The 13,636-nt window shown below is 60.3% G+C and carries 14 protein-coding genes; 9 read left to right on the top strand and 5 right to left on the bottom strand.

Annotated features, from left to right (window positions below):
- Positions 1-5 precede the first annotated feature (5 nt).
- Together gatB and A8C75_RS05700 are read left to right on the top strand one after the other, a co-directional pair.
- Positions 6-1,460, top strand: a complete 1,455-nt coding sequence (gatB, locus tag A8C75_RS05705; RefSeq protein ID WP_067379320.1) for an Asp-tRNA(Asn)/Glu-tRNA(Gln) amidotransferase subunit GatB — start codon at positions 6-8, stop codon at positions 1,458-1,460.
- A 56-nt stretch (positions 1,461-1,516) separates the two neighbouring features.
- Positions 1,517-2,047, top strand: coding sequence for a DNA-deoxyinosine glycosylase (locus tag A8C75_RS05700; protein WP_067379316.1), 531 nt, complete (start codon positions 1,517-1,519; stop codon positions 2,045-2,047).
- Between the two features lie 124 nt (positions 2,048-2,171).
- Here the strand turns inward: A8C75_RS05700 and A8C75_RS05695 are convergent, their stop codons facing one another.
- Together A8C75_RS05695 and gntR are read right to left on the bottom strand one after the other, a co-directional pair.
- Positions 2,172-2,735 carry a PhnA domain-containing protein gene (locus A8C75_RS05695; RefSeq protein ID WP_067379314.1) on the bottom strand — a complete coding sequence of 188 codons (564 nt, stop codon included), beginning with the start codon at positions 2,733-2,735 and terminating at the stop codon, positions 2,172-2,174.
- A 69-nt stretch (positions 2,736-2,804) separates the two neighbouring features.
- Positions 2,805-3,839, bottom strand: coding sequence for an HTH-type transcriptional regulator GntR (gntR, locus tag A8C75_RS05690; RefSeq protein WP_067379312.1), 1,035 nt, complete (start codon positions 3,837-3,839; stop codon positions 2,805-2,807).
- Positions 3,840-4,046: 207 nt separating this feature from the next.
- Here gntR and A8C75_RS05685 point away from each other — a divergent pair, with 207 nt between their 5' ends.
- From A8C75_RS05685 to dgoD, 5 genes are all read left to right on the top strand, one after another.
- A complete protein-coding gene (locus A8C75_RS05685; protein WP_067379309.1) occupies positions 4,047-4,538 on the top strand; it encodes a gluconokinase in 492 nt (163 codons plus the stop codon).
- Positions 4,539-4,618: 80 nt separating this feature from the next.
- Positions 4,619-5,659, top strand: coding sequence for a TRAP transporter substrate-binding protein (locus A8C75_RS05680; RefSeq protein ID WP_067379307.1), 1,041 nt, complete (start codon positions 4,619-4,621; stop codon positions 5,657-5,659).
- 239 nt (positions 5,660-5,898) lie between these two features.
- Positions 5,899-6,483: a TRAP transporter small permease subunit gene (locus tag A8C75_RS05675; RefSeq protein WP_067379305.1), complete on the top strand. Its 585-nt coding sequence runs from the start codon at positions 5,899-5,901 to the stop codon at positions 6,481-6,483.
- Positions 6,483-7,787 (top strand): TRAP transporter large permease, encoded by a 1,305-nt coding sequence (locus A8C75_RS05670; protein WP_067379304.1) that lies wholly within the window; start codon positions 6,483-6,485, stop codon positions 7,785-7,787. Before A8C75_RS05675 ends, A8C75_RS05670 begins: the two co-directional genes overlap by 1 nt.
- Positions 7,788-7,795: 8 nt before the next feature.
- Entirely contained in the window at positions 7,796-8,944 is a 1,149-nt protein-coding gene (dgoD, locus tag A8C75_RS05665) for a galactonate dehydratase (RefSeq protein WP_067379302.1), read from the top strand.
- 30 nt (positions 8,945-8,974) lie between these two features.
- Here the strand turns inward: dgoD and mobA are convergent, their stop codons facing one another.
- Both mobA and A8C75_RS05655 read right to left on the bottom strand, forming a co-directional pair.
- Positions 8,975-9,565 carry a molybdenum cofactor guanylyltransferase gene (gene mobA / locus A8C75_RS05660; RefSeq protein ID WP_067379299.1) on the bottom strand — a complete coding sequence of 197 codons (591 nt, stop codon included), beginning with the start codon at positions 9,563-9,565 and terminating at the stop codon, positions 8,975-8,977.
- 115 nt (positions 9,566-9,680) lie between these two features.
- A complete protein-coding gene (locus A8C75_RS05655) occupies positions 9,681-10,757 on the bottom strand; it encodes a TIGR04552 family protein (protein WP_067379297.1) in 1,077 nt (358 codons plus the stop codon).
- Between the two features lie 171 nt (positions 10,758-10,928).
- On the opposite strand from A8C75_RS05655, the gene A8C75_RS05650 reads away from it, so the two are divergent.
- Complete coding sequence (locus tag A8C75_RS05650; protein ID WP_067379295.1) at positions 10,929-12,089, top strand: acyl-CoA dehydrogenase family protein; 1,161 nt, start codon at positions 10,929-10,931, stop codon at positions 12,087-12,089.
- 29 nt (positions 12,090-12,118) lie between these two features.
- On the opposite strand, the gene A8C75_RS05645 is transcribed toward A8C75_RS05650, so the two are convergent.
- Positions 12,119-13,000 carry an AraC family transcriptional regulator gene (locus A8C75_RS05645; RefSeq protein WP_067379293.1) on the bottom strand — a complete coding sequence of 294 codons (882 nt, stop codon included), beginning with the start codon at positions 12,998-13,000 and terminating at the stop codon, positions 12,119-12,121.
- A gap of 176 nt (positions 13,001-13,176) precedes the next feature.
- On the opposite strand from A8C75_RS05645, the gene A8C75_RS05640 reads away from it, so the two are divergent.
- Positions 13,177-13,635 (top strand): (2Fe-2S)-binding protein, encoded by a 459-nt coding sequence (locus A8C75_RS05640; RefSeq protein ID WP_067379292.1) that lies wholly within the window; start codon positions 13,177-13,179, stop codon positions 13,633-13,635.
- Position 13,636: the final 1 nt, after the last annotated feature.

Raw genomic sequence — 13,636 nt, 5'->3', positions numbered from 1 at the left:
GCACGATGGAATGGGAAACAGTAATCGGGCTGGAAATTCACGTTCAGCTCGCCACCAAGACCAAGATCTTTTCCGGCTCCAGCACCGCCTTCGGTGCCGAGCCCAACACCCAGGCCAGCGCCGTCGACCTGGCCCTGCCGGGCACGCTGCCGGTGTTCAACGAGAACGCCCTGCGCATGGCGGTGATGTTCGGCCTGGCCATTGATGCCGAGATCGGCAAGCGCTCGGTATTCGAGCGCAAGAACTACTTCTACCCCGACCTGCCCAAGGGCTACCAGACCACCCAGCTGGCGGAGCCCGTGGTGGGTCGCGGCCATGTGGATATAGAACTGGCGGATGGCCGCACACACCGCGTACGCATCCACCACGCCCACCTGGAAGAAGACGCCGGCAAGTCGCTGCATGAAGACTTCCACGGCATGACCGGCATCGACCTTAACCGCGCCGGCACGCCGCTGATTGAAATTGTCACCGAGCCGGACATGCGCAACGCCGAGGAAGCCGTGGCCTTTGCCCGCAAGCTGCACTCCCTGGTGACGTCACTGGGCATCTGCGATGGCAACATGGCCGAAGGCTCGCTGCGCTTTGACGTCAACGTGTCGGTACGCCCCAAGGGCACCGAAACCCTGGGCACCCGCACCGAAACCAAGAACCTCAACTCCTTCCGCTTTATGGAAGAAGCCATCGAGCTTGAAGTCGAACGCCAGATAGACGTGATTGAGGGCGGCGGCGACATCCGTCAGGAAACCCGCCTCTACAACGGCGACACCAAGGTGGCCCGCGCCATGCGCAGCAAGGAAGAAGCCAACGACTACCGCTATTTCCCCTGCCCGGACCTGCTGCCCATCGTTATCGACGATGCCTATATCGATGCCGTGCGCGCCACCCTGCCGATTCTGCCGGCACAGTGGAAAGCCACCTTCATCGAACAGTACGGCCTGTCGGACTACGACGCCAGCGTACTCTCGTCCAACAACGTCCAGGCGGCCTACTATGACCAGGTAGCCAGGAGCTGCGGTGACGGCAAGCTGGCCGCCAACTGGGTCATGGGCGAGCTGGCCCGACTGCTGAACCAGCATGACACCTACATCAAGGCCTCCCCGGTCAGCGCCGAACAGCTCGGAGGCCTGCTCACGCGCATCAAGGACGACACCATCTCCGGCAATATCGCCAAAAAGGTGTTCGAAGCCATGTGGCTTGAGGGCGGCAGCGCCGACGAGATCATCGAAGCCAAGGGCCTGAAACAGGTCACCGACAGCGGCGCCATTGAAGGTATCGTTGACCAGGTGATCGCCAGCAGCGACAAGCAGGTGGAGCAGTACAGAGCGGCCGAACCTGACAAGCGCGGCAAGATGCTGGGCTTCTTTATGGGCCAGGTAATGAAAGCCAGCGGCGGCAAGGCCAACCCCGGCGCCGTGACCGGCATTCTGAAGCAGAAACTCGACGCGCTGTGCGACTAGGGCCTGCAGGGCCCGGGCATTGCCACCGCAGTGCCCGGGCCTGAGCCCTCAACTCAATGAGCCGCATTCAAAGCTTTAACGCCGTATCCCGACCCGACGCCCGGCTACTGATTCTCGGATCAGTCCCGGGCGTCGCCTCGCTGGTACAACAGCAATACTATGCCCATCCGCGCAATGCCTTCTGGCCCATCATGGCCGAGCTGCTCGGCTTTGACGCCGACCTGCCCTACAGCACGCGCCTGCAAAGGCTACAGTATCACCGCATCGCGCTCTGGGATGTCGTGCACCGCTGTCAGCGCCCAGGGAGTCTGGATCAGAATATTGCGAAGGATTCCGTTGAGGCGAACGACTTTGCGACCTTCTTCGGGCAGCACTCGCAGCTCAGGGGCATCTGTTTCAATGGCGAGGCCGCCGAAACACTGTTCAAGCGCCATGTTATTCGGGGCGGCATTTCAATGCCCAGCGGAATTAAGCTGGCTCGGCTACCCTCGACAAGCCCGGCCAATGCCGGACTTAGACCTGCACAAAAACTCGAGCAGTGGCGCCGGGTGATCAACGATCTGCGCGCAACGAGCGACGCTCGATAAACACCAGGCACGCGGTAACGCATCAGACCCGCAGGGTGGGTGAAGCCATGCCGCCTTATGATGCCTGTCGATTGCCACAAGATAGGGGCAGAGTGCACCCCATCACATAGAGACGCCGGAAAAATCAGGCCTTTTTCAGGTAGGCCGCCACCAGCACGATCTGCACACCATTGACCTTGCCCTCGATATGCTTGGGGTTCGAGGTCAGGCGGATATCACGCACCGCCGTGCCGCGCTTGGCGGTAAAGCCCGCGCCCTTCACGTCCAGATCCTTGATCAGGGTGACAGAGTCACCTTCCTGCAAACGGCTGCCGTTACTGTCCAGGGTCGGCTCGCTGTCGTCATCTTCTTCAACGATGGCCGCCTGGGCCCAGCCCTCGAGCTCGGGGTCCAGATAGAGCATGTCCAGCAGGTCCTGCGCCCAGGGTTCAACAGACAGGCGCTTGAGCTGACGCCAGACCAGCACCTGGACAGCCGGCACCTGGCTCCACATGCTATCGCCCAGGCAGCGCCAATGATGCAGGTCCTGCGGATTATCGACCTGCTCGCTGCAGGTGGCGCAGAGCAGCGCCTGGTTATCCACACCGGCCGGGGCCAGGGAAACGTCACAGGCCGCCAGGTTCTGCGCACTGCCGCACAGCTCGCATTTAGCGCCACTGCGCTCCAAAAGTTGCCGCTCAATAGTCATGTATTTTGTCCGGGTATATAAATTTGCGGCGCACTATAACACGGGAAAACGGAGCGCGGCATACCGGACTCAGGCGCTGTCACGCGCCTGCAGCCGAAAGCCCAGATCCACCACCGTCTGCTGCAGCACCTCGCCGGCGAGACGACGCATCAGCATCTGGGCGGCGGTTTTACCGATATCGTACAGCGGCGTCTGAATTGAGGTAAGAGAGGGGTTGATGCAAGCCGAGCCTTCAAGATCATTGAAGCCTGCGATCGCCAGTTGCTGCGGCACGCGAATCTGCCGGCGCTGACACTCGTAAATGGCACCGTAGGCCAGGTCATCGTTGCAGCAGAAAACCGCATCCAGATCGGGGTTCGCCAGCAACAGGTCCGCCAGCAACTGGCCACCAAGGCGCACCGTAGAAGGCTCTGCGGTGGTCAGGACACGCTTGACGTCAGCCAATCCCGCCTCGGCCAGCACATCGATAAAACCCTGGATGCGCCGCTGGGAGCGATAATCCATCTGGGCGCCGAGCACGCCGATGCGCCTGTAACCGCGCTCCAGCATGTAGCGCGCCATGGCACCACCAGCCTCGCTGTGGGAGATACCCACACTCATGTCCAGCGGCGCCGAGGTGCCGACTTCCATGATCTGCACCAGCGGAATGGCGGCGGCCTCCAGCTGGCGTCGCGTGCTATCGGCCATGTCCAGCCCGGTGACTATCATGCCATCGGGGTGATGGGTCAGAAACTTGGAAATCAGGCTGGATTCCTGCTGCACCGAGTAATAGGTATTACCCATCAGCATCTCGTAGCCCGCCGGTGCACAGACATCGTAGATGCCGCGGATGACATTGTTGAACACGGCGTTAGACACCGATGGAATCACCACGGCGATGGTGTGGCTGCGACTGCCCGCCAGGGATCGTGCCGCACGGTTGGGGATGTAGCCCAGTGCATCAATGGCCTGCTCTACCCGCTCACGCACCTGTTCCGACACACGCTGCGGCTCGTTCAGCGCCCGCGAGACCGTCATTGCGCTGACGCCCGACATGCGCGCCACATCGCTCAGGGTTACCCGCCCCTTGCTGCGACTGCCCGGCTGACTTTGCCTGGTCGTCATTGTTACCGCTCCAGCACCCTAGAAGGCGCCATTCTAGCAGTATTTATGCAGCGCTAATACGGGCCTATGTTAGCGCTAAAATATTATTTGACGCACTTTAGCCGCTGGTATAGTCTTATACAACTCGCTAGGTTCCGCATTGGTGCGGTTTTTTTAGACCCACCAGTGTTAGCGCTAAACTCATTTTTACACTATGAAAACAAGAATATGAATCTAGTCATTATGGGCGTGTGCGGCTGCGGCAAAAGTACCATCGGCAAACTATTAGCGGATGAACTGGGTGCGCGTTTTATCGAAGGCGACAGCTTTCACCCGGTGGAAAACGTGCAGCGCATGTCCGCCGGCATCCCGCTGACCGACGCCGACCGCCAGCCCTGGCTCGAGCGCCTGCGCGATGAGCTCAGCGCCGCCCATGCTCAGGGCAGCCAGGCCGTGCTGTCGTGCTCGGCACTGAAGAAAGACTACCGCCAGACCCTGGCCAGCAGCGGCCCGCTGACCTTTGTCTACCTGCAGGCTGAGCGCGCTGAGATCGAGCGGCGCATGTCACTGCGCCAGAATCATTTTATGGTGGCCACCCTGGTGACCAGCCAGTTCGAAACGCTGCAGGAGCCCGGCACCGACGAAGCCTGTGTTCGCGTCTCCGTGCTGCAGAGCGTGCCTCAAATCGTGCAGGAAATTCTCGCAAAATTACCCCGATAACACCCCCGAGCCCGCCATCGACTAACCTTCTCAGGGTCGATGGACGGACTTGTAATCTAAAAACCACTGATAGGTGAAGCATGAAAATAACAACACCCCTGCTAACGTCTTCCAAGCGCCTGCTGACCGGCGCCATTATCAGCGCCGGCCTGCTGCTGGGCAGCGCCCAGGCGGCTGAGTTCAACTGGACCTTCCAGACCTCGGAAAACACCGGTGAGCCGCAGTTTGAAATCAAGAAAAAGTGGGCCGATAACGTCAAGACCATGTCCAGTGGGCGTATCGAGATCGAAATCCTGCCGGTCAATGCCGTGGTCCAGGCCAACCAGACACTGGATGCCGTAAGCTCCGGCATTCTGCAGGGCCACCTGACAGACCCGAGCTACTTCTCGGGCCGTGACCCCGCCTTTGGCATGCTCGGCAACCTGGTGGGCGCCTGGGGTGATCCGCTGGAATTCCTCGAATACATGAAATACAACGGCGGCGAAGAGATCTACAACGAGCTGGTTGAGCCCTACGGCGTGCACCTGATCGGTGCGGCCGCCACCGGGCTTGAAGCCTTCGTCTCCAAGAAGCCCATCCGTACCGTGGCCGACATGAAGGGCCTGAAACTGCGCGCACCTGAGGGCATGGTCTACAACATCTTCGAGAAAGCCGGCGCTACACCGGTGAACCTGCCGGGCTCCGAGGTCTATACCGCGCTGGAGAAAGGCGTTATCGATGCGGCTGACTACACCGTCTTCTCCACCAACCACGACCAGGGCCTGCACAGCTTCGCCAAGTACCCCAACTACCCGGGCTTCCATTCCCTGCCCATGGTGTCGGTATCGCTGAACAAGGATATCTGGGACGGTCTGCCGGCGGACCTGAAAGCCATTCTGGAAACCTCGGTTGATTCCATGGCCTACGAAATGGTCGCCACCCTGAAAGCCCGTGATCTTGTTGCCGTGAAGCAGGCCCGTGAAGACGCCTCCATCACCGTGATCGACATGGCGCCGGAAGAACGCGCGAAGTTTCGCAACATCGCCAAGGAAGAGTGGAAAGTCTGGGCGACAAAAAGCGAGCTTAACCAGAAGATCTACGACTCCGTGGTCGGCTTTCTGTCTGACCGCAACCTGATGTAATCCGGCGGGCTACAAGGAGGCTGCCCGATACTGCTTGCCGTAGCGAGACGGCTCGATTTTTTGCGCTGTTTTAAAGTGAATAGTGGTTCTATTCAACGCGAAACAGCGCAGAAAACAGCCCCTCTCTTTATTAAAGAGTCAGGTGGCTCGCTGTCGGTGGGTATTGTCGGACAACCTCCTTGACCCGCTTCGTTTTCAATCCGAATGACGGGCTGCCCTGCAGCCCGTGCGGAGGCTTCATGTCTACCCTTTCCAACACCCCAACACCCGCCGAAGACAGCCCGATCCACGACTCCATGGTCGGTGGCGAGCGCAATGGCCTGGACCGGATCATTTCCCGCTTTGGCGCCGCCGCCGCCTGGCTGGTTTTTCTGGCCATGGGCATCAGCGTGTTTGAAGTCATCATGCGCTATGTCTTCGATTCGCCCACATCCTGGGTACACGAAAGCGTGGTCTTTCTGGTCGCCGTGAGCTTTGCCCTGGGGGGCCCTGCAACCCTGGCCAAGAACAGGCATATTCGCGTGCGCGTGCTGTACGACAGCGTCAAGCCGGAGTTTCGTATCTGGTTCGACCGTTTCAATGATCTGGTGACCCTGGGCTTCTGCGTCGCCATGTCCTATGCGGCCTTCAACATGTTCTGGCGCGCCTCTCACAACCCGCTGGGTGAGTGGCAGCTCGAACGTTCAGGCACATCCTGGAATCCACCCATGCCCGCCCTCACCAAGGGCATCATCCTGTTTGCCTTAGGCCTGATGATGCTGCAGGCGCTGTTGCACCTGATCCAGTCGTGCCAGCGTGCACAAGGCACCGAGGAGTCCCGTTAATGGATATCGCCAACGCTACCTTTTTGATGGTCGGGCTGATTTTCGCCCTGCTGGTCACCGGCCTGCCGCTGGCCTTTATTACCGGCCTGATTGCCATGGCCTTTACCTTTGGCTGGTTCGGCAGCAACGCCCTGCCGCTGGTCACCAGCCGGGTGTACGGTTTCGTTACCGAGTATTCCCTAGTGGCGGTACCCATGTTTGTACTGATGGCATCCCTGCTGGATCGCTCCGGCATCGCCAAGGACCTGTTCAATGCCATGCGCATGTTTGCCGGTCGTCTGCCCGGTGGCGTGGCGGTACAGACCATTGTTGTAGCCTTTTTTCTGGCGGCACTGTCCGGCATTATCGGCGGTGAAATTGTACTTCTCGGCATTCTTGCCCTGCCGCAGATGCTGCGCCTGGGCTATGACAAGCATCTGTCCATCGGTGTGGTCTGCGCCGGCGGCGCGCTCGGCACCATGATGCCGCCCTCCATCGTACTGATCATCTACGGCATGATCGCCAGCGTATCGATTGCCGACCTCTTCACCGCCGCCATTACACCGGCGGTTATCCTGATGGCCTCCTATATCGCCTATGTGCTGGTGCGCTGTATCCGCAATCCCGCCATGGGGCCGCCGCTGCGCCCGGAAGACCACAACACCGGCTTTGACAGCAAGCGTCAGGCGTTAAAGGCGATTATTGTACCGGGGATGATTGCAGGCATGGTGCTGGGCACCATTTACGGCGGTATCGCCTCGGTGACTGAAGCCGCCGCCATGGGTGTATTCGGCGTGCTGCTGGCCATAGTGCTGCGCGGCGAATTTTCCCTCAAGGTGATGCACATCAGCCTGGGGCAAACGATGATCACCTGCGGCATGATTATCTGGATCGGCATAGGTGCCGCAGCCCTGGTGGGGGTCTACAACCTGATGGGGGGTAATCGCTTCGTGTCCGGCATGATTAACGGACTGGATGTGGCACCGATCGTCATCATTCTGGTGATGATGGCCATACTGCTGGTGCTGGGGCTCTTCCTCGACTGGATCGGCATCGCCATGCTGGCCCTGCCGATCTTCGTACCCATCGTGGTGCAGCTGGGCTTTGACCCGGTGTGGTTCGGCATCCTGTTCGCCGTGAACATGCAGGTTTCCTTCCTGTCACCGCCGTTCGGGCCGGCCGCGTTTTACCTCAAGGGCGTAGCCCCGCCGGAGGTCAGCCTCAAGGATATCTTTATCGCCGTACTGCCCTTTATCGCGCTGCAACTCTGTGTACTTGCGCTATTGCTGGCCTGGCCACAAACCGCGCTCTGGATGCTTAACTGAGGCCTGCGATGAAAATAACTGCGCTTAAAACCTGGCAGGTGCCACCGCGCTGGCTCTTCCTGAAAATTGAAACCGATGCCGGCGTCTATGGCTGGGGCGAACCAGTGGTTGAAGGCCGGGCGACTACTGTAGAAGCCGCCGTGCATGAACTGTCCGACTACCTCATCGGCCAGGATCCGCACCGCATCGAACACCTGTGGAACATGCTCTACCGTGGTGGTTTCTATCGCGGTGGCCCGGTACTGATGAGCGCTATCGCCGGCATCGATCAGGCCCTGTGGGACTTAAAGGGGCGGGATTTGGGGGTGCCTGTGCACCAGCTGCTCGGAGGCGCCTGCCGTGACAAGATGCGCGTCTACGCCTGGACCGGAGGCGACCGCCCTCAGGATGTCGCCGCCGGCGCCCGAGCCCTGGTGGATCAGGGCTTCACGGCATTCAAAATGAATGGTAGCGCCGAAATGGCTATCGTCGACAGCCACAGCAAAATTGACCAGGCCGTGGCCCGAGTGGCCGAGGCACGCGCCGAAGTGGGCCCGGATGTGGGAATCGCCATCGATTTTCACGGCCGGGTACACCGCCCCATGGCCAAGGCACTGCTGCGCGAACTGGAGCAGTACCATCCGATGTTCGTCGAGGAACCGGTACTGCCGGAACATTTGCCGGCGCTCAAGCACATCGCCGGTAATCTCGGCTATCCACTGGCCACAGGAGAACGGCTGCATACCCGCTACCAGTTCAGGGACCTGCTGGCCGAGGGCATGATCGACATCATCCAGCCGGACCTGAGCCATTGCGGCGGCATCAGCGAAGGCCTGAAGATCGCGACCCTTGCCAGCGCACATGATGTTGCCCTGGCACCCCACTGCCCCCTCGGCCCCCTGACACTGGCCGCCTCACTGCAACTGGATGCGGTCTGTCACAATGCCTTCATTCAGGAACAGAGCATGGGGATCCATTACAACAAGGGCAACGATGTGCTCGACTATCTGGTCGACAAGTCAGCCCTGAAAATAGAGAACGGCTTCATTGCCATACCGGATGGCCCCGGGCTGGGTGTAGAGATCGATGAAGCCTATGTCGAGGAGCGCGCCAAGGTGGGTCATCGCTGGCGCAACCCCGTCTGGACCCACGAGGATGGCAGCATCGCCGAGTGGTAACATGACGCCGCTGAGGCTACGCCCGTAGCCTCAGCTATCAGCCCCCTCCAGCAACGCCTGCGCTGCCGCCAGAGCGTCCAGCGTATTGATGTTCATAAACTCGACCGGGTCGTCACAGCGACACTCGACGTAGCCTTCCTGCTCCAGCCAGCCCCGTACCGCCCGCCGGCCTGTGGTCCGGAACAAATTTAGCGATGCGGCCTTCGCCACCGGCACTATCAGATGCAGCGTCTGCAAATAGTCACCATCGTGCACCACTACGATCTGATCGGGCGCCGCCTGACTGTGCGCGATCATCTGCCTGAAGCTTGCCAGTGACACCAGCGGCGTATCACAGGGCGTGATCAACAGATGACTGCAGCTCAGCTCCTGCAGCGCCCGACTGATACCGCTGAGGGGGCCAAGGCTATCGCCCTCGTCCAGCAGCAGACCATCGGCAACAGCCGTATAGTCCGCCGCCTGATCCTCACGACAGCTGATCCAGACATGCTCGGTACAGTCTCGCAGCCGCGTCCCAAGATGGTCGATCATCGGCCGTCCCGCCAGACTGAGCAGCCCCTTGTCACTCCCCCCCATTCGCCGGCCTTCACCACCGGCCAGAATCAGCGCATCCAGCTTCACGCCCAACCCCTGTCATCAGATAAGAAAACGCCAAGCAGCGCAGATTCGCGACCATATACCAGCTGCCGACATGACTCAAGCCACTGCTGATGACTCCTGCGTCCAAACGGCTGATTTAGGTACCCTGCACCGGATGACCGAACAGGCGCTGGCGTACCCTTTTTAGCTGACGGGCTTCGTAAGCGGAGTGCGTGGCATCGCCACTGAACGACGACTCCCAGGCATTGCAGTCCAGCAGCTGGATTTCATAGGGATAGATGCTGCGTCGGCCATCCGGCAACTTCACGATAAGCCGCTCGACAAACTTGAACATGCGAAAGGCGCGGTCACTGAAGGGATTATCACCGGACAGCTCCGCCAGTGGCAGCATGGCGCCCGCGGGCTGCTCAAGAACAAAGGGCGGCGCACTGACGCCGTAGAGCCGGTGTATTTCATCGAGTTCGGCAAGGGAGTTACGGCTGCGCTCAGGCAGCTGATTGGCAAACATGATGATATTGCGACTGCGCAGAAACTTGATCAGCAGCACCGCCGAAAAGATATCGTGCGTCACCAGCCGCACACCCAGGCGGTCAAACACCTCCAGCGCCAGGTTGCCGGGTTTGTGCAGCAGCTTGGTCATAAAGCGCTCGAAGGGCTTTTCCTCCTTGATATGAAAATCCACCAGCGGAATCTTGCAGTTCTCATCGCCAATCCACTGCTGCCCCGCCTGCTCGAACAGAAAAGGCAGGAAACGCGCCCGCACACTTTGCAGGGCCGCCTGGTGCGCTTCGAGATCCGAACTGAAGAGCGCATGGGTGGCACAGTGCAGCACCTTGAGCAGAACACAGGGCCAGTTGGGCCATTCACCCGTCGGTGGCTTAGCCGCGGCGACCAGCAGATCCTCGATCGGCATGCTACGCCAGGGCTCAGGCACAGCCCCGAGCCACTGCCAGGGCAACACCACTTCATCCAGATAGCGAATGGCGCGCGCATGGATCTGCTCCATGGCGCGGCAGTCACCAGGGTCCGTGGTATCAAAGCCATAGGCCTGCAGGAAACGCGCGGCAGAGCGATCATCCGTCACCGGTAGTTGCTGCAGGTCCACCACTGAACGGCCGCCGATAAGGGTTTCAAGCGTAGACCAGGGAATATCAAGCTCCGCCGCACTGCTGAGTCGGGGCGCCAGGGCAGCCCCCTCTTCGCGTTTTGCCATCGAGTCAGTCCATTTACAGCCAGAGAGCCCACCATGCTGCTGATAACCAATGCTGTCAAGCGTGGCGCAACGCCTGCAATAGCAAACTTTACGTTAAGGTAAAGCTCACGTATAAATAGGTACATTCCCTTATTGCATACCCTTATCCCCCAAAAAACTGCGGAGCCCGCCATGGACCTGTCACTGACCGAAGAACAAAGCCTGATCCAGGACACGGCGCGCCGTTTTGCAGAGGCGGAGCTCGCACCCGTCGCCGCAGAGCTTGATCGCACGGCCAATCATGCACTGCTCAAACAGCACTGCGCCAAGCTCGCGGAACTCGGTTTCATGGGCCTGAACATCGACAGCCAGTACGGCGGCACCGAGGCCGGCGTGGTGGCCTTTAGCCTGGCCATTACCGAAATCGCCAGAGCCTGCGCTGCCACGGCCGTTACCATGTCGGTGACCAACATGGTGGCCGAAGTCATCCAGGCGGTGGGGAACAACGCACAGAAAGCCGCCTATCTGCCCAGGCTCTGCAGTGGCGAGTACCTCAGCGGCAGCTTCTGCCTGACCGAAGCCGGCGCAGGCTCAGACCCGGCCTCGATGCGAACCCGCGCCGAGCCAACCGCCGATGGCTGGCGCATCAGTGGCACCAAGCAGTGGATTACCAGCGCAGCATTTGCCGGTGTTTTTGTGGTCTGGGCCGTCACCGACCCTGCCGCCGCCAAGGGTAAGGGCATCAGCTGCTTTCTGGTGGAAGCGAACAGGCCCGGCATCAGCGTAGGCCCGGCCGAACACAAGATGGGACAGTGCGGATCAGCTACCAACGAAGTGCATTTTGACAACGTAGAAATCCCCCAGGGCGCACTTCTGGGCAAGCTCAACGATGGCTTTCGCATTGCGGTATCGGAACTTGCAGGCGGCCGTATCGGCGTCGGCTCGCTGGCGCTGGGCATTGGCCTGGCGGCGATGGACTACGCCACCCGCTACGCTACCGAGCGCAAGCAGTTCGGCCAAGCTATCGCCGATTTTCAGGGGTTGCAGTGGATTATTGCCGATCGCGCCACCGAGCTTGAAGCGGCGCGCCTGCTATTGATGAGCGCAGCCGATCGCAAGGAGAAGGGACAAAGCTTCGCCAGGGAAGCCTCCATGGCCAAGCTGTTCGCCAGCGAGAAAGCCAACCAGGCCTGCTACAGCGCGCTGCAGCTGCTCGGCGGTTACGGCTACATGTGCGAATACCCGCTGGAGCGCATGACACGGGATGCGCGCATCACCAGCATTTACGAGGGCACCAGCGAAGTACAGCGCATCGTCATCGCCCGGGACATACTGCGCCAGTACGTAACATAAGCGCCGAGCCTAAACGCCGCCTGCCGCAATCAGGGGGCCGGCCTGGCCTGAACATCACGGGGCAGCTCGCCGAACAGGCGCTTGAACTCGCGGCTGAACTGGGACGGGCTGCTATAGCCCACCCGGTAGGAGGTATCACTGGCCTGGTTGCCGCCCAGCAGCATGGCGCGAGCGCGGTGCAGGCGCAGATTCTTGACGAACTGCATCGGCGACATCGAGGTGACCTGCTTGAAATGCTCGTGCAGTGACGAGGCACTCATGCCGGCAAAGCGCGAAATGCTGTCGATATCCAGCGACTCATGGAAATGTGCCTCGATAAAATGCACCACCGGGGCAATGCGGTTGGCGCCTGCGTGACTGGTCACACAGTTGCGCAGCAGATAACCGTAGGGGCCCTTGAGCACCTCATAGTAAATCTGCCGCTGCAGCACAGGGCCCAGCACCTGACGGTCCACCGGGTCAGCGAGCGTGCCGAGCAGCTGCACCAGGCTCTGCTGCAACCGCTCGGTCACTACAGTGGCACTGATAATCGGCGCTGCGGCGCCCCCCGATGGCAAGCTTCCCAGCGCTTCCATTTCCTGCAGTAACTGACCCACAAGGTCCCGGTCCACCGCCAGGCTCAGGCCCAGATAGGGCCTGTCTTCAGTGGCATCGACCACCTGCACATCCACCGGCAGCGTCAGGGAACTGATCAGATAATTATGCTGATCATAACTGCAGGTATGCTCACCGTAAAAAATCCGTTTGCGCCCCTGGGCAATCACGCAAATCGATGGTTCATAGACCGCAGGCATGCGCGCCGAAACGCTACCGCTACGGTACAGCATCAGGCCATTCACCGCCGTGGGACAGGCACCATCGGCCTTGCCCTGAGCCGCAATGGCCTGCACCAACTCTGAATCCAACCCCATAGACCCCTCCAGCGCACCTGCTCCATAATGGCGATAATTATGCCCCGCGCCGGCAAAGGCGTGCCATGACTAAATAGCAGTTTTGGAGTTTTAGGCAAGTAGTTCGGATGATCACGCTATCAGCTGCGCAGTGATCGCGGCTAGATTATCCACTTAAGCCAGTTCAGGAGAATCCCATGCCCGTTACGATCCAGGTAAACGGTGTCAGCCATGCGCTGGACGCCACGCCCGACACCCCACTGCTCTGGGCCATCCGCGACCATGTGCGCCTGACCGGCACCAAATTCGGCTGCGGCATGGCCATGTGTGGCGCCTGCACCGTACATGTCGATGGTCAGCCAACGCGCTCCTGCGTCACCCCTATCTCGGCGGTGCAGGGCAAGGCAATCACGACCATAGAGGGTATCGAATCGGCAGTCGCACAGGCGATTCAGCAGGCCTGGACCGAGCTTGAAGTCCCCCAGTGCGGCTACTGCCAGTCGGGGCAGATCATGTCCGCCACCGCCCTGCTGGAAAAAAACCGCCAGCCCAGCGATGCCGACATAGACGCAGCCATGGCGGGCAATATCTGCCGCTGCGCCACCTATGTCCGCATCCGCAGTGCCATCAAGCAAGCCGCCGAACAGCTGGCATAAG

The organism is Marinobacterium aestuarii (genome assembly GCF_001651805.1).
GTDB classification, from domain to species: domain Bacteria; phylum Pseudomonadota; class Gammaproteobacteria; order Pseudomonadales; family Balneatricaceae; genus Marinobacterium_A; species Marinobacterium_A aestuarii.
Note: the sequence above shows the minus strand (reverse complement) of the source record. Positions and strands in the feature narration are given on the sequence as shown.

Excerpts from the sequence above, each read along its gene's own strand:
- A8C75_RS05650 (WP_067379295.1), top strand. The coding sequence starts at position 10,929 with ATGGACCTGTCACTGACCGAAGAACAAAGCCTGATCCAGGACACGGCG.
- A8C75_RS05645 (WP_067379293.1), bottom strand. The coding sequence starts at position 13,000 with ATGGGGTTGGATTCAGAGTTGGTGCAGGCCATTGCGGCTCAGGGCAAG.
- gntR (WP_067379312.1), bottom strand. The coding sequence starts at position 3,839 with ATGACGACCAGGCAAAGTCAGCCGGGCAGTCGCAGCAAGGGGCGGGTA.
- A8C75_RS05700 (WP_067379316.1), top strand. The coding sequence starts at position 1,517 with ATGAGCCGCATTCAAAGCTTTAACGCCGTATCCCGACCCGACGCCCGG.
- A8C75_RS05640 (WP_067379292.1), top strand. The coding sequence starts at position 13,177 with ATGCCCGTTACGATCCAGGTAAACGGTGTCAGCCATGCGCTGGACGCC.
- A8C75_RS05655 (WP_067379297.1), bottom strand. The coding sequence starts at position 10,757 with ATGGCAAAACGCGAAGAGGGGGCTGCCCTGGCGCCCCGACTCAGCAGT.
- gatB (WP_067379320.1), top strand. The coding sequence starts at position 6 with ATGGAATGGGAAACAGTAATCGGGCTGGAAATTCACGTTCAGCTCGCC.
- A8C75_RS05695 (WP_067379314.1), bottom strand. The coding sequence starts at position 2,735 with ATGACTATTGAGCGGCAACTTTTGGAGCGCAGTGGCGCTAAATGCGAG.
- A8C75_RS05680 (WP_067379307.1), top strand. The coding sequence starts at position 4,619 with ATGAAAATAACAACACCCCTGCTAACGTCTTCCAAGCGCCTGCTGACC.
- A8C75_RS05675 (WP_067379305.1), top strand. The coding sequence starts at position 5,899 with ATGTCTACCCTTTCCAACACCCCAACACCCGCCGAAGACAGCCCGATC.
- A8C75_RS05670 (WP_067379304.1), top strand. The coding sequence starts at position 6,483 with ATGGATATCGCCAACGCTACCTTTTTGATGGTCGGGCTGATTTTCGCC.
- A8C75_RS05685 (WP_067379309.1), top strand. The coding sequence starts at position 4,047 with ATGAATCTAGTCATTATGGGCGTGTGCGGCTGCGGCAAAAGTACCATC.
- dgoD (WP_067379302.1), top strand. The coding sequence starts at position 7,796 with ATGAAAATAACTGCGCTTAAAACCTGGCAGGTGCCACCGCGCTGGCTC.